Here is a 26850-nt window from a genome sequence, read left to right as displayed (position 1 = left end):
GAGTCACCTTTCCGCCCTTCCGGCGGGTTACTTTGGTCTTGGCCAAAGTAACCAAAGCCGTCCGCTCCCATCATCCGGCCCCTGCGCTTCGCTCCGGGGTCCCCTCGCTCCGGGCTTGCTCCCGGGAGGACCGCGCTGCAGGCCCCATCCTGGGGCCCAGCGCTTGACGGGCATCCATGCCCGTCACCTCCCTACGCAAGCCCTGCGCTCGGCCTCCTGAAGTCGCAATCTGCGTCGCCTGAACTACCGCGCGCTTAGAAGCAAAAACAACGGCAACGGCAACGGCAACGGCACGAACCGAGTCTAATCAACGATCCTTGAACTGCGCCTCGCGCTTGGCGATGAATGCGGCCATGCCTTCTTTCTGGTCTTCGGTAGAGAAGGCCGCATGGAACACCCGACGCTCAAAGCGCACACCCTCGCTGAGGGTAACTTCGAACGCGCGATTGACGCTCTCCTTGACCATCATGCTCACCGGAATCGACTTGCTGGCAATGGTCGCCGCCACTTTCAGCGCCTCTTCGACCAACTCCGCCTGCGGCACAATGCGCGCCACCAGGCCAGCACGCTCGGCCTCCTCAGCCCCCATCAGGCGCCCGGTCAGGCACAGTTCCATGGCCTTGGCCTTGCCCACCGCACGGGTGAGCCGCTGGGTGCCGCCCATGCCGGGCAGCACCCCTAGGTTGATTTCCGGTTGACCAAATTTGGCGTTGTCCGCCGCGAGGATAAAGTCACACATCATGACCAACTCGCAGCCGCCGCCCAGAGCAAAGCCGGACACTGCTGCAATGATCGGCTTGCGTCGGTTGGCAATGCGGTCGGCATCGCTGAACAGGTCATCGACGTAGATCTGCGGGTATTGCAGTTCAGCCATTTCCTTGATGTCGGCGCCAGCGGCAAAGGCCTTGGCCGAGCCTGTCAGCACCACGCAACCGATGTTCGGGTCACGCTCAAGCTGGTCCAGAGCCTGGTTGATCTCACCAACAATCTGCGCGTTCAGCGCGTTCAGCGCCTGCGGGCGGTTGAGGGTAATCAGGCCGACCTTGCCGTGAATGTCCAACAGGATGGTTTCGAATGCCATGCAGTCTGCTCCTTCAAAGATTGCGCGCAATGACCATGCGCTGAATGTCGCTGGTGCCTTCGTAGATCTGGCAAACCCGAACGTCGCGGTAGATCCGCTCCAGCGGGAAGTCACTCAGATAGCCATAACCGCCCAGGGTCTGCAAGGCATCCGAACAGACCTTTTCGGCCATTTCCGAGGCAAACAGCTTGGCCATCGACGCTTCCACCAGCGCCGGGCGCCCGGCGTCACGCAGGGCGGCGGCGTGCAGCACCATCTGCCGGGCCACGGCAATTTTCGTCGCCATGTCGGCCAGGCGGAAGGCCACGGCCTGGTGCTCGATCAGCGCCTTGCCAAAGCTTTGCCGCTCCTTGGCGTAGTCACGCGCCACTTCGAACGCGGCACGGGCCATGCCCACGGCCTGCGAGGCAATACCGATGCGCCCGCCTTCAAGGTTGGCCAGGGCAATCTTGTAGCCCTCGCCTTCTGCGCCCAGGCGGTTGGCCACCGGCACCTGCACGTTGTCGAAGACAATCTGGCAGGTGTCGGACGCGTGCTGGCCGAGCTTGTCCTCGACCCGTGCTACCTGGTAGCCCGGTGAATCGGTGGGCACGATGAATGCGCTGATCCCACGCTTGCCAGCCTCCGGATCCGTCACGGCAAACACGATCACAACCCCGGCGTTCTGCCCGGAGGTGATGAACTGCTTGCTGCCATTGAGCACATAGTGGTCACCGTCCAGACGCGCACGGGCCTTCAGGCTGCTGGCATCGGAGCCAGCCTGCGGTTCGGTGAGGGCAAAGGCACCCAGCATCGCGCCAGTTGCCAGGGGGGTGAGGAACTGCGCCTTCTGCTGCTCGCTGCCAAACCGCAGGATGGGTACACAGCCCACCGAATTGTGCACGCTCATGATGGTCGAGCAGGCACCATCGCCAGCGGCGATTTCTTCCAGGGCCATGGCGTAGGCCACGTAACCGGTGTCACTGCCGCCCCACTGCTCCGGGACCAGCATGCCGAAAAGGCCCAGCTCCGCCATCTCTTCGATGGCCTCCTTGGGGAAGCGGTGTTCCTTGTCCCACTGCTCGGCAAAAGGTTTCAGCCGTTCCTGGGCAAAGGCGCGTACCGCGTCGGCGATCTGTTGTTGCTCGTCAGTTACCAGCATGGTTCACCTCAGTACAGGCATTCGACAGCCATGGCCGTGGCCTCGCCGCCGCCAATGCAGATGGCCGCCACGCCGCGGCACAGGTTGTTCTGGCGAAGGGCCGACAGCAAGGTCACCAGGATGCGTGCGCCGGAGGCGCCGATGGGGTGGCCAAGGGCGCAGGCGCCGCCATGGATGTTGACCTTGTCATGGGGCAGGTCAAGGTGTTTCATGGCCGCCAAGGTGACCACGGCGAAGGCCTCGTTAATCTCGAACAGGTCGACGTCGGCCAGGCTCCAGCCGGTGCGTTTCATCAGTTTGTCGATAGCCCCGATCGGCGCGGTCGGGAACAGCGCCGGGGTGTCGGCGAAGGCCGCGTGGCCATGGATCACTGCCAATGGCTTGAGGCCGCGCTTGTCAGCTTCGGAGCGCCGCATCAGCACCAGCGCCGCGGCACCGTCGGAAATCGAACTGGCGTTGGCTGCGGTCACCGTACCCCCTTCACGGAAGGCAGGCTTGAGCTGCGGGATCTTGTCCAGGCGCGCCTTGGGCGGCTGCTCGTCGTCCTTGATGACGCGCTTTTCCTTGCCCTCGGTGACTTCCACCGGCACGATTTCGGCGGCAAAGCGGCCACTGCTGATCGCGTCCTGGGCACGGGTAAGCGAGGCGATGGCGAACTGGTCCTGGGCTTCGCGGCTGAAGCCGTTGGCCTGGGCGCAATCTTCGGCGAAGGTGCCCATCAGGCGGCCTTTGTCATAAGCGTCTTCCAGGCCGTCCATGAACATGTGGTCGATGACCCTGCCATGGCCCATGCGGTAGCCGCCACGGGCTTTGTCCAGCAGGTACGGGGCGTTGGTCATGCTTTCCATGCCACCCGCCACCACCACGTCTGCGGTGCCGGCCAGCAGCAGGTCATGGGCCATGATCGCGGCCTGCATGCCCGAACCGCACATCTTGTTCAGGGTGGTACAGGTGGTGTGCTTGTCCAGCCCGGCACCCAGTGCAGCCTGGCGTGCCGGCGCCTGGCCAAGGCCAGCCGGCAGCACGCAGCCGAACAGCACTTGCTCGACACTGGCAGCATCGATGCCGGCACGTTCCACGGCACCACGAATGGCCGCACTGCCCAGTTGTGGCGCAGTCAGGCTTTTCAGGTCGCCCTGCAGGCCGCCCATGGGCGTGCGCACGGCGCTGACGATAACAATCGGATCATTGGCGAGGGTCATGTTCGCTCTCCTTACTTGGCAGCCATGCGCAGTGCACCGTCGAGGCGGATCACCTCGCCGTTGAGCATGCTGTTCTCGATGATGTGACGGGCCAGCGCAGCGTATTCCTGAGGGCGCCCCAAGCGTGGCGGGAACGGCACGCCGGCAGCCAGCGAAGCACGCACTTCCTCGGTCATGCCAGCCATCATCGGCGTTTCGAAGATGCCCGGAGCGATGGTCATCACGCGGATGCCGAATCGTGCCAGTTCGCGCGCGGCCGGCAAGGTAAGGCTGGCAATGGCACCCTTGGAGGCAGCGTAGGCCGCCTGACCGATCTGGCCGTCATAGGCAGCGATGGAGGCGGTATTGATGATCACGCCACGCTCGCCGGCCTCATCGGCAGCCCCTTCAGCCATGGCTGCAGCAGTCAGGCGCAGCAAATTGAAGCTGCCGATCAGGTTGACGTTGATGACCTTGGCGAAGCTGGTCAGGCCATGTGGCCCCTGTTTGCCCAGCACCTTCTCGGCACCGACGATGCCGGCACAATTGACAAGGCCATGCAAGCTGCCGAAGGCACTGACGGCTGCGTCGACGGCCGCCTGCGCCGCCTGCTCGTCGCTGATGTCGGCCACGGCGAAGCGGGCGTTGTCACCCAGCTCACGGGCCTTGGCCTCGACGGCCTGGGCATTGAGGTCGACCAGCATGACCTTGGCGCCGGCCTCGACCAGCATCTGCGCAGTGGCAGCACCCAACCCGGAGGCGCCGCCGCTGACAATGAAGTGTTTATTGGCTATCTGCATGATCGGTTTCCTTTCAGGCGCTGGCAGGGGTGGCCTGTTGCGCTTGTTGTTTGGCGACTTCCTGGTTGCGCAGGATGAAGCGTTGCAGCTTGCCGCTCGGGGTCTTGGGCAGCTCGCTGACGAATTCGATTTCGCGGGGGTAAGCATGGGCATACAGGCGCTGGCGTACATGCTGACGCAGCGCTTCTTCCAGCTCGGCACAACCGCCGACGCCTTCAGTCAGCACCACGAAAGCCTTGATCAGCTCGGTACGTTCCGGGTCCGGCTTGCCGATGACGGCGGCCTCCACCACCGCGGGGTGCTCGATCAACGCGCTTTCGACGTCGAACGGCCCGACGCGGTAACCGGAAGTGGTAATCACATCATCGCTGCGGCCAACGAAACTGATGCTGCCATCCGCGTTGAGCTCTACAGTGTCGCCACTGAGGTAGTACTTGCCGATGAACGCCTTGGTCGGCAAACCGTGGTAGCCACCGAACCAGCAAAGTGGCGATTGCTCGCGGTCGACGGCAAGGATGCCCGGTTGACCGGCCGGCAGTTCGTTAGCTTGCTCGTCCAGCACCACAATGCGATGGCCGGGGATAGCGAAGCCTGCAGACCCCAGGTGCACAGGGTGTGACAGACCGTGATGGTTGCACAGCACCATACCCAGTTCGGTCTGGCCATAATGGTCGTGGATGGTCACGCCCAGCTCATTGGCGAACCAGCGGATCACCTCTGGATTGAGCGGCTCACCTGCACTGCTGACCACGCGCAGTCGGCCCTTGACCGGCGCCGAGAAAGCACTGCCGGCTGCAATCAACATGCGGTAGGCGGTGGGCGAGCCTGCCAGGTTGGTGATACCCAGCTTGTCGATCACCCGCGCGCAGCTTTCGACGCTGAACGGGCCATCGTAGAACGTGGTTGCATGGCCCAGCGACAATGGGCCGGTGACCGCGTAATAAAGGCCGTAGGCCCAGCCCGGGTCTGCCAGGTTCCAGAAGTTGTCTTCGCTGCGCAGGCCGATGGCGTCGCGCATGTAACCCTTAAACGCGACGATGGCCCGCAGCGGCACCTCCAACGGTTTCGCCGGGCCGGTGGTGCCTGACGTGAACATCAGCAAGAACGGGTCGCTACCCGCGCGCATTACCGGATCACAGTCGTTCGCGGCACGCTCCAGACACTGCTGGAAGTCCAGCTCGCCGACGCGGGCATTGACTGTGATGATGGTCGGGCAGGCATGCACATCGTCCAGCTTGCTACGGTTGAGGCTGTCGGTAACGACTACGCGGGCATGCGACTGCTCAAGGCGGTGCTCGATAGCCTTGGGGCCGAAGGCAGTGAACAAAGGCTGGTACACCGCGCCCAGGCGCCAGGTGGCGAGGATGGTGACAAGAAGCTCGGGAGTGCGCGGCATCAAACCAGCCACCCGGTCACCTGGACCCACACCTTGGGTTTTGAGCACATTGGCAAAACGGGCAGACTGCGCCTTGAGCTGGTCGAAACTGTACCGTGCTGTGTTGCCATTGCGGTCTTCGTAGATTAGCGCCAGCTTGCCGTCACCGGCATGGCGATCACAGCATTCAACACAGGCATTGAGGGCTTCGAGGTCGCCATGCAGCGCCGCACTGGCAGCCTGAGCGTGGTCGAACGCACGAGCAGCCTCGGTGTAATCGCGCATCGTCGGACTCCTGGTTTCTTGTTTTTGGTGTTAACCATCGGTCCGACGATGTTCGCGCCGCTCAAGCCCCGCGGCAATGGCCAAAGCTGTCAATCTGGATGACTGGTTTGGCCGCCTTGCAGGTCAGCTGGCACCCCGGCCCAGGCTGTGCAGGTAAGACTCGGTCAGCCCTGTCAGCAATCGCTGTGTATCGCGCAGTTCCTGCTCATCCAGATCAGCAAGCTGAGAACGCAGTTGTTCGGCCGCAATGGGTGGCTGCACAATGCGCAAGTCCGCCCTGCGCTGCAGATAGTCGGCTCTGAGTGCCTCGAACAGCGCCCGGTGCTGCTCACGAAGGCAGGTTTGCCAGAACAGGCGACTCGCCAGGCTTTGAGTCAGCGCCTCGAAGTCTTCACTGGCGAGGACAGCTGCGGCAACACTATTGACGTGCTGGTCGCTCAACCCGGCAGAGTCCGGGTAGCGCATCGCCCGCGGCTGACCGGGCAAACCCAGACGTTCGCGCAGGCGTACACGGTATGCCAGTGACAAGGCCGAGCGCCCCACCTGTTCACCCGCGCCGCCCTGGCGCAATATCGCTCGGCTGGCCTCCTGCCAAACCTGATCAAGCCGAAACAGCTGCCGGCCGAATGCCATCAACTGTCCCCGTTTCGTCAGGTCTAGCGCATCGGTTTCAGCCTGGGCCAGCAAGACCCGAATATTCACGTGACTGAAACGATCGATGACCATGTCCGAGCAGGAAACAGGCTGATTGCACTCTTCAAAAACCCGTATCCGCAACCCCGGACTGCCCTCCATGGCCCGCAGCGCGGCCCATACTTCACGCGCAAGTGCTTCCCGGCCGCCTCCGGTGGCTGCCGGGTCATAATCAGCCGTATGCTCCAGCCACGCTAAAATACGGAAAAAGCCTACGCTGTCCGGGTCGGCCAACAGGCCGTCCCACAGCGCTGCGCACGCCATTCGGTCGTTATCGGCGACATGCTGCAGCCACAAGGCGCGTGCATGAAGCAAGTCGACACGGGCCATCGACTCTGGCAAATGTCCGTGTTCCTCGATGGGATCCAGCGCGAACAACCGTTGCAACTGGACCCCTGTCAGGGGGTTACGGTCGACGACAAGCGCCCGGCGCCAGGCATGAGGCATGGCCAACACCGCCTCCGGTAGTTCCCGTAGCTGATTGTCGCTCAGGTCACAGCGCACCAAAAGGCCGCACAGCTCGATGTGGTCGGGCCAGGTCGCCAGCCGGCAGTGCCGCAGGTTCAAGTGAGTCATTGCCGAAAAATGGTTGAGGTTCAGGTAGAGGTGTTCCAGCCGGTTGTAGCTCAAGTCAAGATGGGACAAGCCAGGCAGTGCCTGCAAGACCTCGACCGCCTGCGCGTCGAGACGGATCTGGTTATGCGCCAGGCGCAAGCGCTGGAGTTGCGGCAGGTGAGCGATCCCGAGCGGAATGTTGCGCAGCCGGTTGAAACTCATGTCCAGCTCGCTCAGCGTGCTAAACGGGCGCAAGAAGTTCACTGGCACCGCATCGACCGCCGACTCGTACAACCGCAGGCTGGTTACACGGTGGAAGTCAATGACAGGCGGCAGCGCCGGCAAACTGCTGAGCTGCAGGCCACTCAGCGACAGGCGCTGACCTGTCGGTGTGCCCGCATCGTTGTATATCCAGTCTCCCTGCAAGCGCCAAGCCCGCAGAATGGCGCCGACGACCTGCCGGCGAAGTATCTGGCGCCCCTCGTTCAGTTCGGCGCTGCACCAGCGGTTGAGGTGGCGAATCAACTGGTCATGGTCATCTTCCAGCTCTACGAGGCGCTCGTAGACCGGCCGCGGCCCATTGGCAAGAAGCGCCTGCTCCTGGTCCAGCTGCACATCATCCAACCCTGGATAAAGCTGGCGCAAACGCTCCCGAACCCGCGCAGCAAATGAACGGCTGTCGGCCCCGGTGCGGCCATTGAGCAGATAGCCAACCCGGCCATCTGGCAAGCGTCGTCCAGGGTTCAACCATTGCACCTGTGTCGGCCATTGCAAGAGTTCGGCAACCCCCTGGTGCGTAGCAGGAAGCCGGGCAAGCAGACGCTGGCGTAGCTGTGACCCAACATCGCCGTGAGCCATGCCAAGCGCCGCGCAATGCTCAGGCGCCAACACCGCTGCAAGCGTTTCGTAAAGGCCTGCCGGGTCACCTGCGCCGAACGGCAGCCCACGCCCCAGGCCATCGTAAAGATGGAAGCATCCGTCTTTATGCACCACTATCCTGCGCACAAGGGGGTCGACAGCGGTGCCTATGGCCTTTAGCAAACGCCCGTCCGGTGCACTGTCGCGCAGCTCCAGGCTGAGCGTTTCGGGAGGCACACCTGCGCGGCTTGCCAGCTCGCCCTGAAGCAGGGCGAAAGCCAGTTGACCGGTTTCGTTGCAGTAGCTGCCGGGCAGGTAAAGCCCCTCCAGCGTACGGTTCAGTCTGGCCAGGCGAAGCAGGGAGCGGGCCTTTTCCGCGAGGCCCAGCGTCACACGCCCGCTTGACGTCGTCAGCAACCGGTCGCCTTCACTGGCCTGCGCGACCAGCGCCTGTGCGTAGGCTTCCGGCAAACCGGCGAAATCACGTTTTACCAAGGTCAGCAGCCTGTCGTCGGCAGCGGGTGGCGTGCTCAGGTGCTCCAGAAGAGGCCCCTGCAGGGCAGCTCGCTGACGCAGCAGGGTATCGCTGTCGGTACTGGCAGCATGGGCCTGACACCACTCCAGCAACGCACTGTCCTGTGTGGCCAGCGAGTAGCTGGCCAGACGAGTAAAGAACGACTCGATACGCGCATGGGCTTCGAAGCGCCGCAAAGTCTCACGCAGGTTTACTGGCGCCGGCCGGTTCTCTACCAGCACGCCCCGCAACTCCTCGGTATCCACACCGGCAACCCGCAGCACTTGCGCCGCCTGCTGTGCATCAATGGCGGGATGCTGCGGCCACAGGCTATCGAGCATGCTGCGCACGTCGTTCCAGCGTTGCGGTTGATCGCGCAGCAGGCGCCAGCCGCGTTCGCCGTTGTGCAAAACCAGCGGCCCGTAACCGTTGCTTGCACCAGGGTGACGCAGGCGGTACGGGGCTTCAGGCTCACTGCGCTGAACTTCATAATAACGCTGCCCCCGGCGCATCCAGCGCCTGCTCTCGTCACCATAAAGCCCATCATCACGCAGGGCGATGGTGCCTGGGTTGGACTCATAGGCTGTGATGTCATCGGAGCACAGCAGGCCGCGCCGCCCCCCCACGTTCACAGGCTGCAAGCCATCGACAAAGGTACTTCGCAGAAAACTCACACTGGCTGCGGTCAACGCCGTCGCAGCCACCGTTTCGGCAACCCCCAGCATATGCTCGAGGGCTTCGTGCTGGTGCCCACGGGTCCAGTCCTTGACGCCCTCGAATACCTCGCCAAGTGTCTGCGCCACCAGTTGGCCAAGCAGTAGCGCGCCTACCACAGGGATGAAAAGCCCCGCCAGGTTGAGCAAATCGAGCCCTGCGCCATGCCAGGCCGCATGACGAGCGCGGGCGGCAGCCGCGTCTGCGTCCGCAGTAGGGACCAGTAACAGCCGGGCGTCGTCCTTGACCCTTTGCAACTGTTGCGCGGCCAGCGCAGCGAACAAGTCCCCAGACTCAGTCGCGCCCTCCAACGCCAGATCGGGCTGGGCATCCTCCAGGCGTGCATGCAGCCTGCCTGCGATGCTCGCGCGATGTCGCAGGCTGATCAGCTGCATGAAGTAATCCCGGTAGGCCTTCTCTTGCAATGCTGCAACCATCGCAGTGTTCATGGCCTGTGTGGAGTCGAAGCGGCGCAGCGCCTGCACGGGATCGCTGGGCAGGTAGAGGACCACACCTCGGTCCTGGCCCACACTGTCTCGCAAACGAATGAACAGCCCGTCAGCAACACGCTGCCCCAACACCTCCAGCAACCCGGGGTAGGCATGCAGGCCCGTGTCGGCATGGGCACCCCCACCCTCAACCATCTTGGTCAAGGCCTGCTGCACCTGCTCGTCGATATCGCCCTTGAGCGTCGCAACCTGCGCAGCCAGTGCCAGACCCGAACGTTTGTCCTGCGCAAGGATGCCTTCGGTGGTCGCGTTGAACGTGCGCTGCAGCTCGGCCTGGTAAAGCTGGCCCACATCCAGCGCCCGGCATGTCGCAACCAGTTGCTCGGGCGTGCCGGTCAACACGGCGTCCCGGCCAGGAGACACCAGCCCGGTGCCCTGGTAAAACGATTCGTCAGGGCCGAAGTTGCCCATCAGCCTCAGCAAGCCATCCTGGCGGGTCGCCGAGTAGTGGTAAGTCTGCTGAAGAGTGCCGGGCATCGTGCCGAAACGCGGTGATACCTGCAGCCATTCCAGTGCTGCGAGGGTCATGCCTGCGGGCAGTGGCTTGACCAGCACGCCCAGCAGGTGCTTTTCAGCGAACACCTGCAGAGGCTCAAGGGTCAGCGTAAGCCCGCGCAGACGGGCCTGGCTGGCGTGATGGGCGTTGAGGCTGGCGCGCAGGGCGACGATCTGAGCCTGGCTGGCCCGCTTTAGCCAGTCGGGAAGCCTGGCTGCGATGAAATCATCAGTTGCTTGTTCATGGCTGATGATGGCGTTCGAAGTGCTGGAAGTCATGGATGTGCCGGGAGCGAAGGGTTGGGGCTGGCATGCTCGCCAACTCGCACTGCCCAAGGCACGAGGAAATACGACCGTGCCCACGACCCGCCACCGCTTGCATCATCGATGCCCTTGATGGGCAACGATCGACTCCCTGCCTTCACCCACCGCCAGTGGCAGCGGGAGCCTCAATACAGCCTGCCGCTCCCCGGGCCTGGATCAGCGCACGGTAATGCCCAGGGTTGCAGCCGAACCACTTGCGAAATGCCTTGTAGAACGAACTGCTGTCGGCAAACCCCAGACGCTCGACAATCTCACCCATGGCCACCTCTTCCCGGCTCAACCAGGCAATGGCAAGTTCGCGCCGGACACTGTCCTTGAGTACCTGGTAGCTCTGCCCTTCCTCCGCCAACCGACGACGCAAGGTTGACGGAGACAGGCACAAATGTCGTGCCAGGGCGTCGGCATCCGGCCAACGGGACGGGTCCAGTTGCAGCAAGTCGGCGCGGATACGCCGCGCCAGGCTGGCCGGATCACGGTACTTGACCAGGATGTTGCCGGGCGCCTCGGCCAGAAAACGCTGCAGGTCCTCGGGGCTGCGACGCAGTGGCACGTCAAGGCAATCGGCACTGATGATCATGCGGGTGCGCGGCCGCTCGAACTGCAGGTTCTGCGAAAACATCACCCGGTAATCGTCACAGTACGGCGGCTCGGCACAGCGCAGCTCAATGGCCAGGATGGCGATGCGTCGCCCGGCCAGCCAGCAGGCCACGCCATGCACGATCATCCAGAAGGTGAAGTAGGTGAACGGGCGCCGTGGCAGGTCACGCGGCTCATTGATGACAATCTCGGCCAGGCCCTGCTGACGCACCAGGCTCGGCTGCAGGTCCTCGAGCATCAGCGAAAGAAACGCCAGCGCGGTTTCCAGGCCCTCGCCCAAGGTTGGCTGGGCCATGCTCGCCCGGCACAGAAACGCCAGGCTGCCGCTGCGCAGGCCACGCGGGTCCATGGCAAAGAACTCGTCGTTGCAACGCCGTGCCAGCAACCGCCAGAGCCGGGCATAGGCCTCGGCGCTGACCCGTGCATCCGGGGCCTGCAACTGCCCGGCGTCGATACCGGCACGGGCCAGCAACGCGGCATCCGGCTCACCCGCCGGGCAGGTCTGCAACAAGGCCTCACGCACCAGTTGCATGGAAATGGTGTCTTTCTCGCTCATCTGCAGTCCATCAGTCATACCGCCATCTCGGCCCGGCTCAAAGGCTGGCCGCCAGGCCCAGGAATGCCTGGATCAAGCGTAACTCACGGCGCCGCTCCAGGCAGCCAACCATGTGCTGGTTGACCAGACCCTGCCCGCCTAGCGGTCGCGCCACCACCCGGGGGTCGTTCGCCACTTCCGTAGACGACACCACCCCGATGCCCAGCTGCGATGCCACTGCCTCGGTGACCGCCTCACGGCTGTCCAGCTCCAGCTGCACCCTCGGCTGCACGCCGGCTGTAGCGCAGGCCTTGTCGAAGGTGCGCCGGGTAGTGGAGCTGGGTTCGCGCAGCACCATGATTTGCTGGTGCAGCCCGGTCAGGGCCAGGTCACCTTCGCCGCCCGCCCAGGCGTGCCCTGCCGGCAACAGCGCGCACAAACGGGATTCGCACAGGTTCTGAAGATACAGGCCCTTGCGTGGCTCGATCTCAGTCAGTACCGCCACGTCGGCATGCTCGGACAACAGGGCCGCCAGCGTCTCTTGAGCGTTACCCAGCCGCAAATTGACCGTGATACCGGGGTAGCGCTGACGTAACTGCGCCAGCATGGGCATGACCCGGTGCGGGCCATCGGCGGCCACCTCCAAGCGCCCGGTCAGCAACTGCCGGTTGGCTTCCAGCATGGCCTGCGCCTCTTCCGCCAAGCCGAACATGGCCCGGGTGATGGCCGCCAGTCGCGTACCCTCTTCGGTCAACTCAACGCGCCGTGCGGTGCGCCTCAACAAGGTGATCTGGTAGTGCTCCTCCAGCGCCTTGACGTGCCCGGTCACTGCCGGCTGGCTGATGAACAGGCGCTCGGCGGCTCGCGTAAAGCTGCCCTCACGGGCCACTGCATCGAACGCACGTAGCTGAAACAGGTTCATATTTATCGGCCTGACTTATAGCTGGGATAACAACAAACAATTTGATTGATGGCAGCGCGAATTGCAACCTAGGCCTCGTAGTTTCAGCCCACCGCTTGCGAGGAATAACGGAATGAGCAACGCCCCGATTCTGCTGACCCCAGGTCCCTTGACCACATCAATCCGCACCCGCCAAGCCATGCTGGTGGACTGGGGCTCCTGGGACCGCGACTTCAACCAGCTGACTGCCAGCGTCTGCGAGCAACTGCTGGCGATCATCGACGGCAGCGCCAGCCACCACTGCGTGCCCCTGCAAGGCAGCGGCACCTTCGCCGTGGAAGCGGCCATCGGCACCCTGGTGCCACGCGATGGCAAGGTCCTGGTGCTGATCAATGGCGCTTATGGCCAGCGCCTGGCGAAGATCTGCAAAGTGGTGGGCCGCAGCTACAGCACCTTCGAAACCGCCGAAGACCAGCCGACCACGGCTGCCGATGTCGACCGCCTGCTGGCTGCCGACCCCGCCGTCACCCACGTGGCATTGATCCACTGCGAAACCAGTACCGGTATCCTCAACCCGCTGCCCGAGATCGCCCAGGTGATCAAACGCCACGGCAAGCGCCTGATCATCGATGCCATGAGTTCATTCGGCGCGCTGCCGATCGATGCCCGCGAAATCCCCTTCGAAGCGCTGATCGCCGCCTCCGGCAAGTGCCTGGAAGGCGTACCTGGCATGGGCTTCGTCTTCGCCGAAAAAGCCGCCCTGGCTGCCGCCGAAGGCAATGCCCACTCGCTGGCCATGGACCTTTACGACCAGCACGCCTACATGGCCAAGACCGGCCAGTGGCGCTTCACCCCGCCCACGCACGTGGTCGCGGCCCTGCACGAGGCGCTGCAGCAATACAACGAAGAAGGCGGCCTGCCTGCGCGCCACCAACGCTATGCCGACAACTGCAAGACCCTGCTCGACGGCATGGCCGCCATTGGCCTGCGCAGCTTCCTGCCGGCCGATATCCAGGCGCCGATCATCGTCACTTTCCACGCACCGAACGACGCCCGCTACCAGTTCAAGGACTTTTACGAACGGGTCAAGGCCAAGGGCTTCATTCTCTACCCGGGCAAGCTGACCCAGGTCGAAACCTTCCGCGTCGGCTGCATCGGCGTGGTCGGTGCCGATGGCATGCAGGCCGCCGTAAATGCCGTGGCCGAAGTGCTGCGGGAAATGGAAGTACTGGACATCTGACCCTTTGCCCACCTGAATTCAGGAATTTGCGCACATGAACTACAGCAACCCTACACAACTGCAAGCTGCCATCCTCGACTGGGCTGGCACCGTGGTCGATTTCGGCTCGTTCGCCCCTACCCAGATTTTTGTCGAGGCCTTTGCCGAATTCGACGTGCAGGTGTCCATCGAAGAGGCCCGAGGGCCGATGGGCATGGGCAAGTGGGACCACATCCGCACCTTGTGCGACGTGCCGGAAATTGCCGAGCGCTACCGCAAGGTGTTCGGCCGCACGCCGACCGACGATGACGTGACCGCCATCTACAACCGCTTCATGCCGCTGCAGATCGAGAAGATCGCCGTGCACTCGGCGCTAATCCCCGGTGCGCTGGACACCCTCACCGGGCTGCGCCAGGACGGCCTGAAGATCGGCTCGTGCTCGGGCTATCCGAAGGTAGTGATGGACAAGGTGGTGGAACTGGCGGCGCAGAACGGCTACGTGGCCGACCACGTGGTGGCCACCGACGAGACGCCTAACGGCCGACCTTGGCCGGCCCAGGCCCTGGCCAACGTGATTGCACTGGGCATCGACGATGTGGCGGCCTGCGTGAAAGTCGACGATACCGTGCCAGGCATTCTCGAAGGCCGCCGTGCCGGCATGTGGACCGTGGCACTGGTGTGCTCGGGCAACGCGCTGGGGCTGACCTGGGAAGGCTTCCAGGCACTGAGTGCCGAGCAGCTGGAAAGCGAGCGCCAGCGTATCCATGCGCTGTTTGCCGGCTCGCGCCCGCACTACCTCATCGACACCATCAACGACCTGCCCGAAGTGATCGCCGACATCAACCGGCGCCTGGCCAAAGGCGAGATGCCACAGGCCTTCTGAGGCCGTGCGAAAGGCCTGCAGGAGCGGCCTTGTGTCGCGATCGGGCTGCGCAGCAGCCCCAGCAATCCAGGCCTTTTTGCTGAATCCGAGGGGCCGCGCTGCGGCCCGATCGCCACACAGTGCCGCTCCCACAAAATACTGCAAAGCCGGCCGAATCAAGCAAGTAATCTGGGTCGCTTTTCAGCCTGGATCTGTACATTGAGTTGCCGCTGCAAGCTCCCGACAATGGGCCATCCCTGTCCTGAGATGCCCAGCCCCCAATGAGCACACACACCCGCACCAGCCGCCTTACCGTCCCGCAACTGGTCGCCATGAAAGGCCGGCAGAAGATCGTTTCGCTCACCGCCTACTCAAGCGCCATCGCCCAGGTGATCGACCCGCTGGTCGACTTCATACTGGTCGGCGATTCCACGGCCATGGTCGGCTACGGCCGCCCGTCCACCCTGGGCATGCGCCTGGACGAAACCATCGCCCATACTCGCGCCGTGGTCGACAGCACCCGCCTGGCCTGCGTAATCGCCGACATGCCGTTTGGCAGCTATCAGGAATCCCACGAGCAAGCTTTTCGCAACTGCGCCCAGGTATTGGCCAGCACTGGCTGCGACGCGCTCAAGCTGGAGGCCAACCAGGCGTTGGCGAGCACCGTCGAATTCCTGGTCGCCCGGGGTATCCCGATCATGGCGCACATCGGCCTGATGCCGCAGTTCGTCAATGCCATGGGCGGCTACAAGGCCCAAGGGCTTAGCCCTGACAGCGCTGCAGCGCTGCGGGCCGATGCGCAGGCCAACCTGCACGCCGGTGCTTTCAGCCTGCTGCTCGAAGGCGTGGCCGAGCCCGTGGCGCGCGCCATCACCCAGGCCAGCGACAAACCGACCATTGGCATTGGCGCCTCACCCGCCTGCGATGGGCAGGTGCTGGTCACTGAGGACCTGCTGGGGCTAGGGGGTGACCACGTGCCACGCTTCGTCAAGCAGTATGCCGACGTCGGCCAGGTGATCCGCGAGGCCTGCGCACGCTATGCAGACGAAGTGCGCGATGGGGCGTTCCCGGCCTTGCACCACTGCTACGGGGCTTGAGCTTCGTCCTGAATAGCCCTGACCAGGCATTGCAGTGCCAGGGCAATGTCCTTGCTCCAGTCCACTGTGCAGCACAACCGCAGGTGGCTGCGCCATAGGCCGCACTGGCTGAAGAGCTCCCCGGGGGCGATGACGATGCGTTGTGCCAGCAGCCGCTCGAAGACCCGGCGCATATCCACCGGCCGAGTCGCCCGCAACCACAGGCAGGCCCCGCCTTGAGGCTCGGTGATGCGCAGGCAGCCCTGGCCGTACACGTCCAGCAGCGCCTTCATCTGCTGCAGGCGTTCACGCAGCAAGGGCCGCAAGCGCTGTACGTGCCGCTCGACCCGGCGCGAGATGAACAGCCTGGCGATGGCCTTTTGGCGAATCGGCGACAAACGAAAGGCGCGTTCAAGGCACAACTGCTGCAAACGCTCATTATGCTGCCGGCAAAGCAGGTAGCCAAAGGGCGCCTCCGCGCCGATCAGCTTGTCGAAGGTCGAAAACACCAGCACCCGGTCAGGGTCGGCGAAGTCCCGGTAGCGCGGCGCTGAAGCGTCGAAACACAAATCGCCGTAGCCATCGTTTTCGAACAACCACACAGCGTGCTCAGCCAGCCAGCGGCAAATCTGCTGCTTGTCCGACGCGGGCATCACGCCACCTTGCGGCACATTGGCCGCTGACGACAGCACTGCCAGGCGCACCGGCTGATCGCATAGCAGCCGGTGCAACTGCTGTAAATTGAAACGCCCATCCTCACCCAATGGCACTTCGATGATGGTCATGCGCGCAGCCTGCAACTGCCTCAGCACCGCCCAGTTGCAGGGTGACTCCACCAGCGCAACCTGGCCTTCCAGGTCGAGGGCGCGTAACGCCAATTCAAGAATGCTGCGCAGGTCCGCGCCAATGAACACCTGATCGGCGCTCCAGTAATGCTGCGCCGAGCGGGTGTAGCGGTCGGCCAGCACGCTGCGCAACTCGGGCTCACCGAACGGCTGGAACAGCGGTACCAACGCGTGCGGGTATTGGCGCGCCAGTTCGCGCTCAATCATCAGTAGCGGCTGCTGCAGCGACAGCAACATGGCCGGCGCATCGCTGCCCAGGGCCAGCATGCCCGGCTGACGGGCGCTGGCGAACACCGTGTCGAGCAGGCTCGGTGAATGCTGCCCGCGCATGGCGGGGGCTCGGGGCCGGCTGAAGTAGCCCAGCTTGGGGCGCGCATACACCCGCCCTTCGTCCTCCAGCAGTGCATAGGCGTACTTGGTACTGGATACCGAAACGCCCAAGCGCCGGGCCAGCTCGCGCAGTGACGGCAAGCGCTGCTCCACATCGCAGGGCGCTGCTTCGATCCTGTCGAGCAAGTAGCGGTAGACTGCCTGGTAGGTGTAGCTGGGCTTGTCGATCTGGCTGTTTCCATCGCGGCGGGTGTGACGGCATTGAACCCAACCTTGGGTGCTGCGGTAAACCCCTACTGTGGCAATTGCACCTGCGGCTTGGTTGCGGCAAAAATCGCCCAGCTGGACACGAACAGCGCCGCGATCAAGGGCCCGATCACGAAGCCGTTGAGCCCGAAGACTGCCAGCCCACCCAGCGTCGATACCAGAATCAGGTAGTCCGGCATGCGCGTGTCCTTGCCCACCAGGATCGGCCGCAGCACGTTATCCACCAGGCCAATCACCAGCACTCCGAACGCGGTCAGGATAATTCCCGGCAGTATCGCTCCGGTCAGCAGGAAATACGCGGCCACCGGTGCCCAGACGATGCCCGCACCCACCGCCGGCAGCAGCGACAGAAACGCCATCAGCACCGCCCACACCAGTGCACTGGGGATATCCAGCACCCAGAAAATGAACCCGCCCAGCGCCCCTTGGGTAATGGCCACCAATACGTTGCCTTTCACCGTCGCCCGCACCACACGGTTGAACTTCAGTTGCAAACGACGTTTCTGGTGCTCGGGCAGAGGCACGGCCAGCCGCACCCGGCGAGCCACATCTGCGCCTTCGCGCAGGAAAAAGAACAGCAGGTACAGCATGATGCCGAAGCTGACCACGAACTCGAACGTGCCCTGACCAAAGCTGAATGCCTGAGTGGCCAGCACCTGGCTGCCTTGGGTGGCCCACTTGGTGATCTTGTCACGCAGCGCGTCGAGGTTGCCCATGCCCACGCTGTCCAGGCCATGCTGGGCCCAGGCCGGCAGCATGTTCTTGCCATGCTCGACAAAGCCGGCAATGTCCAGTTGCCCGCTCTCTATGCGCTGGTACAGCGACGCCCCCTCCTGCACCAGCAGCGCGCTGGTGATGATCACTGGCAGAACAGCCACCAGCAGGCACACCAGCAAGGTCGTGGCGGCCGCCAGGTTGCGTCGGCGCCCGAAGCGGATCAGCAGGTGGCGCTGCAAAGGGGCGAACAGGATGCCGAGGATCACCGCCCAGAAGATTGCGCCGTAGTACGGCAGCAGGATCCAGAAGAAGGCAATGGTCACCAACGCCAGGAGTACTGCCAGGGCTTTGTTCTGTAGCGCGGTTTCGTTCATTGCAGTTCCTCTCATGGCTTGTGAGTGATTAGTGCACGGCACCCAGGCAAAAGTGCCGCGCTCACTTGACGCAAATCAATACGCACCGTGTTCATCGCTCCTAGCATCCCGGCCTTTTTACCCCGGTGCGCACATGAACCCTACCGCCAAGCCCGAACTGCTGGCCCCTGCCGGCACCCTCAAGACCATGCGCTATGCCTTTGCCTACGGCGCCGACGCGGTCTACGCCGGCCAGCCGCGCTACAGCTTGCGGGTGCGCAACAACGAATTCGACCACGCCAACCTGGCGCTGGGCATCCAGGAGGCGCACGCCTTGGGCAAGCGCTTCTACGTGGTGGTCAACATTGCCCCGCACAACGCCAAGCTCAAGACCTTCCTCAAGGACCTGGCACCGGTCATCGACATGGCGCCGGATGCACTGATCATGTCTGATCCAGGCCTGATCATGCTGGTGCGCCAGCACTTCCCGCAGATGCCGGTGCATTTGTCGGTGCAGGCCAACACCGTCAACTGGGCCAGCGTGCAGTTCTGGCAGCAGCTGGGCCTGAGCCGGGTGATCCTGTCGCGCGAGCTGTCCCTGGAAGAGATCGAGGAAATTCGTCAGCGGGTGCCGGGCATGGAGCTGGAGGTGTTCGTCCACGGCGCGCTGTGCATGGCCTATTCCGGCCGTTGCCTGCTCTCGGGCTACCTCAACAAGCGTGACGCCAATCAGGGCACCTGCACCAACGCCTGCCGCTGGAAGTACGACGCCACCCCGGCCACCGAGAATGCCACCGGCGATATCGTGCGCGAAGTGCAGCCTACCCTCGGCCTGGGCGCCCCTACCGAACAGGTTTTCCTGCTGCAGGAAAGCAACCGCCCCGACACCGAAATGCCGGCCTTCGAAGATGAGCACGGTACCTACATCATGAATGCCAAGGACCTGCGCGCCATCCAGCACGTCGAGCGCCTGGCCGCCATGGGCGTGCATTCGCTGAAGATTGAAGGCCGCACCAAGTCGCACTTCTACTGTGCCCGTGCAGTACAGTCGTACCGCCAGGCGATCGACGACGCCGTGGCCGGGCGGCCATTCGACCGTGCCTTGATGGGCAACCTCGAATCCCTCGCGCAACGCGGCTACACCGAAGGCTTTCTGCGCCGCCACGTGCACGACGAATACCAGAACTACCAGCGCGGCAACTCGGTTTCGGAGCGCCAGCAGTTCGTCGGCGAACTGACCGGCGTACGTGTCGATGGCTTGGCCGAGGTCAAGGTGAAGAACCGCTTTGCGGTGGGTGACCATTTGGAACTGATGACGCCGCGTGGCAACTATCACTTCGACCTGCACCGCCTGCGCAACCGCCAGCAGCAGGCCATCGACGTCGCGCCAGGCGACGGCCATGTGGTGTACTTGCCCATCCCGGAGCAGGTCGCCCTTGACTACGGCCTGCTGATGCGCGACCTGCGCGCTGACGAGGCGGCAAGCTGACAACGCTGTAATGTGCGCCTCAGCTACCTGACAGGCGCCTGCAGCGAACATCGTGGCTCCCCCGCATGAGGCCACGCCATGTTGCGCACCCCCACCCGCCGTACCTTCGTCAAAGGCCTGGGCGCCGCCGCCACGCTGGCGGGCCTGGGGCTTTGGCGCCCGTTGGCTCAGGCGGCCGAAGGCCAAGACCTGGCCGGCCAGCACTTCGAGCTGTTCATCGGCCAGACCCCGGTCAATATCACCGGCCGCCCGCGCACTGCGCTCACCCTCAACAACAGCCTGCCCGGCCCGTTACTGCGCTGGCGCGAAGGCGACACCGTGACCCTGCGCGTGCGCAACCGCCTGGCGCAGGACACCTCGATCCACTGGCACGGCATCATCCTGCCCGCCAACATGGACGGCGTACCAGGCCTGAGCTTCGCCGGCATCGAACCCGGCGGCGACTACTTGTACCAGTTCACCCTGCGCCAGAGCGGTACCTACTGGTACCACAGCCACTCCGGACTGCAGGAACAGGCCGGGGTGTACGGGGCCATCGTGATCGAGCCACGCGAACCCGAACCGCACCGCTACCAGCGCGACCATGTGCTGCTGTTCAGCGACTGGTCGGACCAGGCGCCGGAACAGCTGATGGCCACCCTGAAGAAACAGTCCGACGCGTACAATTATCACAAGCGCACGGTCGGCGATTTCATCGATGACGTCGCCGACAACGGCTGGGGCCCAACCGTTGCCGAGCGCACGGCCTGGGCGCGCATGCGCATGAGCCCTACCGACCTCGCCGATATCAGCGCCGCCACCTACACCTACCTGCTCAACGGCCAGCCGCCGGAGGGTAACTTCACCTGCCTGTTCCAGCCGGGCGACACCGTGCGCCTGCGGCTGATCAACGCCTCGGCCATGACCTATTTCGACTTCCGCATCCCCGGGCTTGCGCTGACGGTGATCGCCGCCGACGGCTTGCCGGTAACGCCAGTGAGCGTGGATGAACTGCGCATTGCCGTGGCAGAGACCTACGACGTACTGGTGACCGTGGGCGACCAACCTGCCTACACCCTGTTCGCCCAGAGCATGGACCGTACCGGCTTCGCCCGCGGCACCCTGGCCCGCGCCGCCGGGCTGCAGGCACCGGTGCCTGCACCCGATCCGCGCCCGGTGCTGAGCATGGACGACATGGGCCACGGCGGTATGGCCGACATGGCGGGCATGGACCACAGCAACCTGCCTGGTATGAACCACGCTGCCATGTCGGCGATGCAGCAACACTCGGCCAGCGAAACCGGTAACCCGTTGGTGGACATGCAAACCATGGCACCGCGCGCCAACCTGGCAGACCCCGGCATAGGCTTGCGCAACAACGGCCGGCGCGTGCTGACCTACGCCGACCTGCGCAGCCCCTACCCCGACCCGGACGGCCGCGCGCCATCGCGCGACATCGAGCTGCACCTGACCGGCCACATGGAGCGTTTCGCCTGGTCGTTCGACGGCGTCAAGTTCAGCGATGCCGAGCCGTTGCGCCTGACCTACGGCGAGCGGGTGCGCATCACCCTGGTCAACGACACCATGATGACCCACCCCATCCACCTGCATGGCATGTGGAGCGACCTGGAAGACGAGCACGGCCAGTTTCTGGTGCGCAAGCACACCGTCGACATCCCGCCCGGCAGCCGACGCTCCTACCGGGTGACTGCCGACGCCCTTGGCCGCTGGGCCTACCACTGCCACCTGCTCTATCACATGGAGACCGGCATGTTCCGCGAGGTACGCGTCGATGAATGACACCCGCAACCGCACCATTGTGGCCGGCGTGACCCTGCTGACCCTGCTCGCCAGTGAACGCGCGCTGGCCGCCGGCATGGAGCACATGAACCATGGCCAAATGAACCATGCAAGCATGGGCCATGGCCCGGCTACGCCCAGCCCGCCGCGCACGCCCTTGGCTGCAATCACCGACGCCGACCGCCGGGCTGCCTTCCCGCCACTGCCCGGGCACCAAGTGCACGACCGGGCGCTGAACTGGGCCGTGATCGTCGACAAGCTCGAATATCAGAACTTCGAGAGCAGCAACGCCCTGAACTGGAACGCTACGGCCTGGGTCGGCGGCGATATCGACCGGCTGTGGCTTCGCACGGAAGGCGAGCGCGAGCAGGGCAAGACGCACAAGGCCGAACTGCAAGCGCTGTGGGGCCATGCCGTGAGCCCGTGGTGGGAGCTGGTGGCTGGCGTACGCCAGGACTTCAAGCCCGCCAGCGGCCAGGCCTGGGCCGCTTTCGGCATCCAGGGCACGCCGTTGTATGGCCTGGAGCTGCAAGCCACCGCCTACGCCGGCGAGCGGCAACAGACGGCGCTGCGCCTGGAGGCCGCTTACGCTATGCTGCTGACCAACCTCTGGATACTGGAACCGACCCTGGAAGCCAACCTCTACGGCCGCGACGATGCCGGGCGCGAGCAAGGCGCAGGGTTGGCCGACAGCGAGGTCGGCCTACGCCTGCACTACGAGATCACCCGTGGCTTCGCCCCCTATGTCGGGGTCAGTTTCAATCGCCTGCACGGCACCCGTGCCGACCAGGCCCGCGAAGACGGCGAAGACCTGGGCCAGACCCGCCTGGTTGCCGGTATCCGCCTGCGTTTTTAAAGGAGTGCTTCACCATGCTGCGCAAACACTTGCTGACCCTGGGCCTGCTGGCCATCACCGGCCTGGTCCAGGCCGCCGAGACCATCGACGTCTACCGCGACCCCAACTGCGGCTGCTGCAAGGCCTGGATCAGCCACCTGCGTGACAACGGTTTCAGCGTCAACGACCATGTCGAGCCCAACATGAGCGCGGTCAAGCAGCGCCTGGGCGTGGCGCCGCGCCTGGCCTCATGCCACACCGGGGTGATCGACGGCAAGTTCGTCGAAGGCCATGTGCCGGCCGAACAGGTGCGCCTGCTGGCCAAGCGCAGCGACCTCAAGGGCCTGGCCGTGCCGGGCATGCCCATGGGCTCGCCCGGTATGGAAATGGGTGACCACAAGGATGCCTACCAGGTCATCGGGGTCACCCAGGATGGCCAGGACACCGTCGTCGCCAGTTACTGATGCTCAGCCTGTGGGCGCTGTTCCTCAGCGCCTTCGGCGCCGCCACCCTGCTGCCGTTGCAATCGGAGGCCGTGCTGGTCGGCCTGTTGCTGCGCCAGCCCGAGGCTTGGGCAATCCTGCTGCTGGTGGCCACCCTGGGCAATGTGCTGGGTTCGGTCGTGAACTGGCTACTGGGCCGCGCCGTCGAGCACCTGCGCGACAAGCGCTGGTTCCCCTTCAACGCTGCCCAACTGGCGCGCGCGCAGCAGCGGTACCAGCGCTGGGGGCAATGGTCGTTGCTGCTCAGCTGGATGCCGGTGATCGGTGACCCGCTGACATTGATCGCCGGCATCATGCGAGAGCCGTTCTGGCGCTTCCTGCTGCTGGTGACCCTGGCCAAGGCTGGCCGCTATGCGGTGCTGACGATGATTACCCTGGGCTGGTTTCACGCCTGGTAACACCTTTCACGTTCCCGTCGCACGCCTGGCTGCTAAAGTCGCCTATTCCTACATGGCCCTACACGGAGTGCCCCCATGCTGCGCGCAACCGCCCTGGCCCTGGCCTGCCTTGTCGGCAGCCCGGCCATCGCCGCCGAGCCGCCTACCTATGGCGCCCAGCTCGAAGGTTTCAGCTACCCGCACCCACTCAAGCATTTTGACTTCAAATCCCAGGGCCAGCCCCTGCAGATGGGCTACATGGACGTCCCCGCACAAGGCCAGGCCAACGGCCACAGCGTGGTGCTGATGCACGGCAAGAACTTCTGCGCCGCCACCTGGGAAACCACCATCGACGCACTGAGCAAGGCCGGTTACCGGGTCATCGCCCCCGACCAGGTTGGCTTCTGCACGTCCAGCAAACCAGCGCATTACCAGTACAGCTTCCAGCAGCTGGCTGAAAACACCCATGCCTTGCTCGAACAGCTGGGTATCAGGCAATCCATCGTGCTCGGCCATTCCACAGGTGGCATGCTCGCCACCCGCTATGCGCTGATGTACTCGCAGCAGGTCGAGCGCCTGGCCATGGTCAACCCGATTGGCCTGGAAGACTGGAAAGCCCTGGGCGTGCCCTATCGTACGGTGGACCAATGGTATGCCCGTGAGCTCAAGCTGAGTGCCGAAGGGGTGCGCGAGTATGAACGCAAGACCTACTACGCCGGGCGCTGGAAGCCGGAGTATGAGCGCTGGGTACAGATGCTGGTAGGCCTGAACAAGGGGCCGGGGCATGAAGCGGTGGCATGGAACTCGGCGCTGATCTACGACATGATTTTCACCCAGCCGGTGTACCACGAGTTCAAGGATCTGCAGATGCCGACCTTGCTGCTGATCGGCGACAAGGACACCACAGCCATTGGCAGCGACATCGCACCGCCGGAGGTAAAGGCGAAGCTGGGCAAGTATGACGTGCTGGGGCCACAGGTGGCCAAGCTGATCCCCAAGGGTGAACTCATCACTTTTGAAGGCATGGGGCATGCGCCACAGATCGAAGAACCCGTGCGGTTCAACCGCACGCTGGTCGAGTGGCTGGCCAAGTGAAACGGGGGGCGCTTTACGCCCCTATCGCGGCACAAGGCCGCTCTCACAGGTAATTCGTAGGTTTAAGCGTCGGCGCCGTACCTGTGGGAGCGGCCTTGCGTCGCGATGGGCCGCAAAGCGGCCCCAGCACACTTCAGCCAAACCGCTGTAGTTGCATCTCCCGCAACCGGCTCAAGGTTCGCTGGTACGGGAATGCCAGATACCCCTGCGTATACAGCTCTTCCAGCGGCACCTCGGCCTCGAGGTACAGTGCCACACGGCGGTCGTAGCACTCATCGACCAGGGCGATGAAACGGCGTACCGCATCGTCCTTGGGCGACAGCGCAGGCAGTTCGCGGTCGCCTGCCACCACCCGCGCCGCGCCGTCTTCAGTGCCACGGGCAATGCGACCAGCCTGCTGTTTACCGCCCAGCGCCGGAATACCCGACACCAGGATGGCCGGAAAACGGTCGCAAAGCGCCATGAATTCCATGGCCGCCAGCGGTTGCTCGCACAGGTCGGTGAAGCGGCACCAGATAGCCTGTTCGCTGCGCCGCACAACCTGCACCTGCCTGGAGCCGATAACCAAGGGTTGATCAGTACCCGTGTCATCCGGGCTGAGCTGGCAGAACACCTCGCCCAGCGGGCTGGCCTGCCCTGTCGCTGCCACCCAGTAGCGCTGCCGCTCTGCACCGGGGTGCAGGCGGTGGTCCTGCTCGCCGGCCACTGGTAGTACCTGCATGTGCCGCTGGATCGCGGCGATGGCCGGCACGAACCGCTCGCGGTTGAAGCCGTCGCGGTAGAGCTGCTCGGGTGGCTGATTGGACGTGGCGACAATCACCACGCCTTGGTCGAACAGCACCTGGAAAAGACGCCCCAGGATAATCGCGTCACCAATGTCGTTGACGAACAGTTCGTCAAAACACAGTACACGGATCTGCCCGGCCAGTTCCCGGGCCAACGCCAGCAACGGGTCGGCGGTTCCATTGAGCTGAAACAGGCGCTGGTGGACCCAGGCCATGAAGTGATGGAAGTGCTGGCGCCGGCTGGGTACCCGCAGGCAGCGGTGAAACTGGTCCATCAGCCATGTCTTGCCCCGCCCGACCGGGCCCCAGAGGTAGATGCCCTGGGTGGGGCGGCCCTGCTCGACAGCCAGGAAACAGGCCTGCAAGGCATCGACGGCGCGGGCCTGGGCAGGGTCGTCAGCGTAGCCCTGAGTGCTCAGGGCTTGCTGGTAAAGGGATTGGGGAGTGATGGCCATGGCCGCATTCTACACAGGTCCCTGTAGAAGCGGCCTTGCGCCGCGATGGGCCGCGCAGCGGCCCCTGGACTTCAGCATTGCAGCATAGATTGTTGGGGCCGCTCTGCGGCCCATCGCGGCGCAAGGCCGCTCCTACAGGGACCGCGTCAGTCGGCCAGGCCCACCTTGAGTAGTGCGCCGTCCTTGTCATCGGTCAGCACATAAATATAGCCATCCGGCCCCAGCCGCACATCGCGGATACGCGCCTTCAAGTCACCGAGCAAACGTTCCTCATGCACGACCTTGTCACCCTTCAGCTGCAAGCGGATCAGCTCCTGTGTCGCCAGCGCACCAATGAACAAGTTATGGTCCCAGGCCTTGAATGTCGGGCTGTCGTAGAACGCCATGCCGCTGATACCTGGCGACTTCTCCCACACATGGTGTGGGTCGACCATGCCTTGCACATGCTTGCCCTTGGCCTCGGGGATCGGCAGCAGCGAATAGTTGATGCCATGGGTCGCAATCGGCCAGCCGTAGTTCTTGCCGGGTTCGGGGATGTTGATTTCGTCGCCACCGCGCGGGCCGTGCTCGTGGGTCCACAGCTTGCCGGTCCAGGGGTTCAGCGCGGCGCCCTGCTGGTTGCGGTGGCCGAACGACCAGATCTCCGGCCGCACATTGTCCTTGCCAACGAAGGGGTTGTCCTTGGGCACTTCGCCATCCGGCAAAATGCGCACGATCTTGCCTTGCAGCTTGTCCAGGTCCTGGGCAGTGGCGCGCTGGTTGTTCTCACCCAGGGCGATGAACAGATAGCCGTCACGGTCGAAGACCAGGCGCGAGCCGAAGTGGTTGCCCACCGACAGCTTGGGCTGCTGGCGGAAGATCACGCTAAAGTTCTCCAGCCGGGCGCGGTCTTCGGACAGCTGGCCACGGCCGACGGCGGTGCCGGCCTTGCCGTCACTGCCCTCTTCGGCGTAAGACAGGTACACGGTACGGTCCTTGTCGAACGCCGGCGACAGCACGACATCCAGCAGGCCGCCCTGGCCCTCGGCCCAGACCTTGGGCACACCGCTGATCGGCGGGCCGACCTTGCCTTGAGTGTTGACCACCCGCAGGTTGCCGGCGCGTTCGGTGACCAGCATGTCCTTGCCGCCTGGCAGAAACGCCAGAGCCCAGGGGTTGCGCAGGCCGTCGGCCAGGGTGCTGACGGTCAACGTGCCTTCTTCGCTGTGAAACTGTTGCTCTGCGGCCGCCTGAGCCAACAACGGCATGAGTGCAGCAGCAGTCAAGGTGACTAGCCAGGTTGCTTTAGTCATGCAGGATTCCTTT

At 64.1% G+C, this 26850-nt stretch carries 21 protein-coding genes; 9 read left to right on the top strand and 12 right to left on the bottom strand.

Annotation, left to right across the window (positions count from 1 at the left end; translation table 11 throughout):
- Window positions 1-307: 307 nt before the first annotated feature.
- From CKW35_RS22340 to CKW35_RS22305, 8 genes are all read right to left on the bottom strand, one after another.
- Window positions 308-1081: an enoyl-CoA hydratase gene (locus CKW35_RS22340; protein WP_095116886.1), complete on the bottom strand. Its 774-nt coding sequence runs from the start codon at window positions 1079-1081 to the stop codon at window positions 308-310.
- A gap of 13 nt (window positions 1082-1094) precedes the next feature.
- The gene (locus CKW35_RS22335) at window positions 1095-2222 is read right to left on the bottom strand and encodes an acyl-CoA dehydrogenase (protein ID WP_016485821.1); all 1128 of its coding nucleotides are present in this window, start codon (window positions 2220-2222) and stop codon (window positions 1095-1097) included.
- 8 nt (window positions 2223-2230) lie between these two features.
- Complete coding sequence (locus CKW35_RS22330; RefSeq protein WP_095116884.1) at window positions 2231-3424, bottom strand: acetyl-CoA C-acyltransferase; 1194 nt, start codon at window positions 3422-3424, stop codon at window positions 2231-2233.
- An 11-nt stretch (window positions 3425-3435) separates the two neighbouring features.
- A complete protein-coding gene (locus CKW35_RS22325; RefSeq protein ID WP_095116882.1) occupies window positions 3436-4203 on the bottom strand; it encodes an SDR family NAD(P)-dependent oxidoreductase in 768 nt (255 codons plus the stop codon).
- A gap of 13 nt (window positions 4204-4216) precedes the next feature.
- On the bottom strand, window positions 4217-5863 hold the full coding sequence (locus CKW35_RS22320; RefSeq protein WP_060519635.1) for an acyl-CoA synthetase: 1647 nt from the start codon (window positions 5861-5863) through the stop codon (window positions 4217-4219).
- A 123-nt stretch (window positions 5864-5986) separates the two neighbouring features.
- Window positions 5987-10480 carry an NEL-type E3 ubiquitin ligase domain-containing protein gene (locus tag CKW35_RS22315; RefSeq protein ID WP_095116880.1) on the bottom strand — a complete coding sequence of 1498 codons (4494 nt, stop codon included), beginning with the start codon at window positions 10478-10480 and terminating at the stop codon, window positions 5987-5989.
- A gap of 142 nt (window positions 10481-10622) precedes the next feature.
- Window positions 10623-11678: an AraC family transcriptional regulator gene (locus CKW35_RS22310; protein ID WP_060519631.1), complete on the bottom strand. Its 1056-nt coding sequence runs from the start codon at window positions 11676-11678 to the stop codon at window positions 10623-10625.
- 37 nt (window positions 11679-11715) lie between these two features.
- On the bottom strand, window positions 11716-12579 hold the full coding sequence (locus CKW35_RS22305; protein WP_016485815.1) for a LysR substrate-binding domain-containing protein: 864 nt from the start codon (window positions 12577-12579) through the stop codon (window positions 11716-11718).
- 112 nt (window positions 12580-12691) lie between these two features.
- On the opposite strand from CKW35_RS22305, the gene CKW35_RS22300 reads away from it, so the two are divergent.
- The 3 genes from CKW35_RS22300 (at window position 12692) to panB (ending at window position 15736) form a co-directional block, all read left to right on the top strand.
- Window positions 12692-13798 carry a 2-aminoethylphosphonate--pyruvate transaminase gene (locus tag CKW35_RS22300; protein WP_016485814.1) on the top strand — a complete coding sequence of 369 codons (1107 nt, stop codon included), beginning with the start codon at window positions 12692-12694 and terminating at the stop codon, window positions 13796-13798.
- A 34-nt stretch (window positions 13799-13832) separates the two neighbouring features.
- Window positions 13833-14660: a phosphonoacetaldehyde hydrolase gene (gene phnX / locus CKW35_RS22295; protein ID WP_016485813.1), complete on the top strand. Its 828-nt coding sequence runs from the start codon at window positions 13833-13835 to the stop codon at window positions 14658-14660.
- 260 nt (window positions 14661-14920) lie between these two features.
- On the top strand, window positions 14921-15736 hold the full coding sequence (gene panB / locus CKW35_RS22290; protein WP_016485812.1) for a 3-methyl-2-oxobutanoate hydroxymethyltransferase: 816 nt from the start codon (window positions 14921-14923) through the stop codon (window positions 15734-15736).
- Here panB and CKW35_RS22285 read toward each other — a convergent pair.
- Window positions 15724-17076 carry a PLP-dependent aminotransferase family protein gene (locus tag CKW35_RS22285; protein WP_236626553.1) on the bottom strand — a complete coding sequence of 451 codons (1353 nt, stop codon included), beginning with the start codon at window positions 17074-17076 and terminating at the stop codon, window positions 15724-15726. The two genes, panB and CKW35_RS22285, sit on opposite strands and share 13 nt — an antisense overlap.
- Before the next feature lie 107 nt (window positions 17077-17183).
- Complete coding sequence (locus CKW35_RS22280) at window positions 17184-18248, bottom strand: AI-2E family transporter (protein WP_016485810.1); 1065 nt, start codon at window positions 18246-18248, stop codon at window positions 17184-17186.
- 133 nt (window positions 18249-18381) lie between these two features.
- Here CKW35_RS22280 and yegQ point away from each other — a divergent pair, with 133 nt between their 5' ends.
- From yegQ to CKW35_RS22250, 6 genes are all read left to right on the top strand, one after another.
- On the top strand, window positions 18382-19716 hold the full coding sequence (gene yegQ / locus CKW35_RS22275) for a tRNA 5-hydroxyuridine modification protein YegQ (protein ID WP_016485809.1): 1335 nt from the start codon (window positions 18382-18384) through the stop codon (window positions 19714-19716).
- Between the two features lie 81 nt (window positions 19717-19797).
- The gene (locus CKW35_RS22270; RefSeq protein ID WP_371855231.1) at window positions 19798-21495 is read left to right on the top strand and encodes a copper resistance system multicopper oxidase; all 1698 of its coding nucleotides are present in this window, start codon (window positions 19798-19800) and stop codon (window positions 21493-21495) included.
- Window positions 21488-22351: a copper resistance protein B gene (locus CKW35_RS22265; protein WP_016485807.1), complete on the top strand. Its 864-nt coding sequence runs from the start codon at window positions 21488-21490 to the stop codon at window positions 22349-22351. Before CKW35_RS22270 ends, CKW35_RS22265 begins: the two co-directional genes overlap by 8 nt.
- 14 nt (window positions 22352-22365) lie before the next feature.
- Window positions 22366-22794 (top strand): DUF411 domain-containing protein, encoded by a 429-nt coding sequence (locus tag CKW35_RS22260; RefSeq protein WP_016485806.1) that lies wholly within the window; start codon window positions 22366-22368, stop codon window positions 22792-22794.
- A complete protein-coding gene (locus tag CKW35_RS22255) occupies window positions 22794-23231 on the top strand; it encodes a YqaA family protein (RefSeq protein ID WP_016485805.1) in 438 nt (145 codons plus the stop codon). The genes CKW35_RS22260 and CKW35_RS22255 overlap by 1 nt, the downstream gene beginning before the upstream one ends.
- 75 nt (window positions 23232-23306) lie before the next feature.
- A complete protein-coding gene (locus tag CKW35_RS22250; RefSeq protein WP_016485804.1) occupies window positions 23307-24305 on the top strand; it encodes an alpha/beta fold hydrolase in 999 nt (332 codons plus the stop codon).
- Window positions 24306-24438: 133 nt separating this feature from the next.
- Here CKW35_RS22250 and zapE read toward each other — a convergent pair whose 3' ends face one another.
- Together zapE and CKW35_RS22240 are read right to left on the bottom strand one after the other, a co-directional pair.
- The gene (gene zapE / locus CKW35_RS22245) at window positions 24439-25545 is read right to left on the bottom strand and encodes a cell division protein ZapE (protein WP_016485803.1); all 1107 of its coding nucleotides are present in this window, start codon (window positions 25543-25545) and stop codon (window positions 24439-24441) included.
- A gap of 146 nt (window positions 25546-25691) precedes the next feature.
- Window positions 25692-26837: a PQQ-dependent sugar dehydrogenase gene (locus CKW35_RS22240; RefSeq protein WP_095116878.1), complete on the bottom strand. Its 1146-nt coding sequence runs from the start codon at window positions 26835-26837 to the stop codon at window positions 25692-25694.
- Window positions 26838-26850: the final 13 nt, after the last annotated feature.

The organism is Pseudomonas sp. Irchel 3F3 (assembly GCF_900187545.1).
Lineage (GTDB): Bacteria > Pseudomonadota > Gammaproteobacteria > Pseudomonadales > Pseudomonadaceae > Aquipseudomonas > Aquipseudomonas fortuita.
The sequence above is the reverse complement of the archived record's forward strand: the minus strand, read 5'-3'. Positions and strand labels throughout refer to the sequence as shown.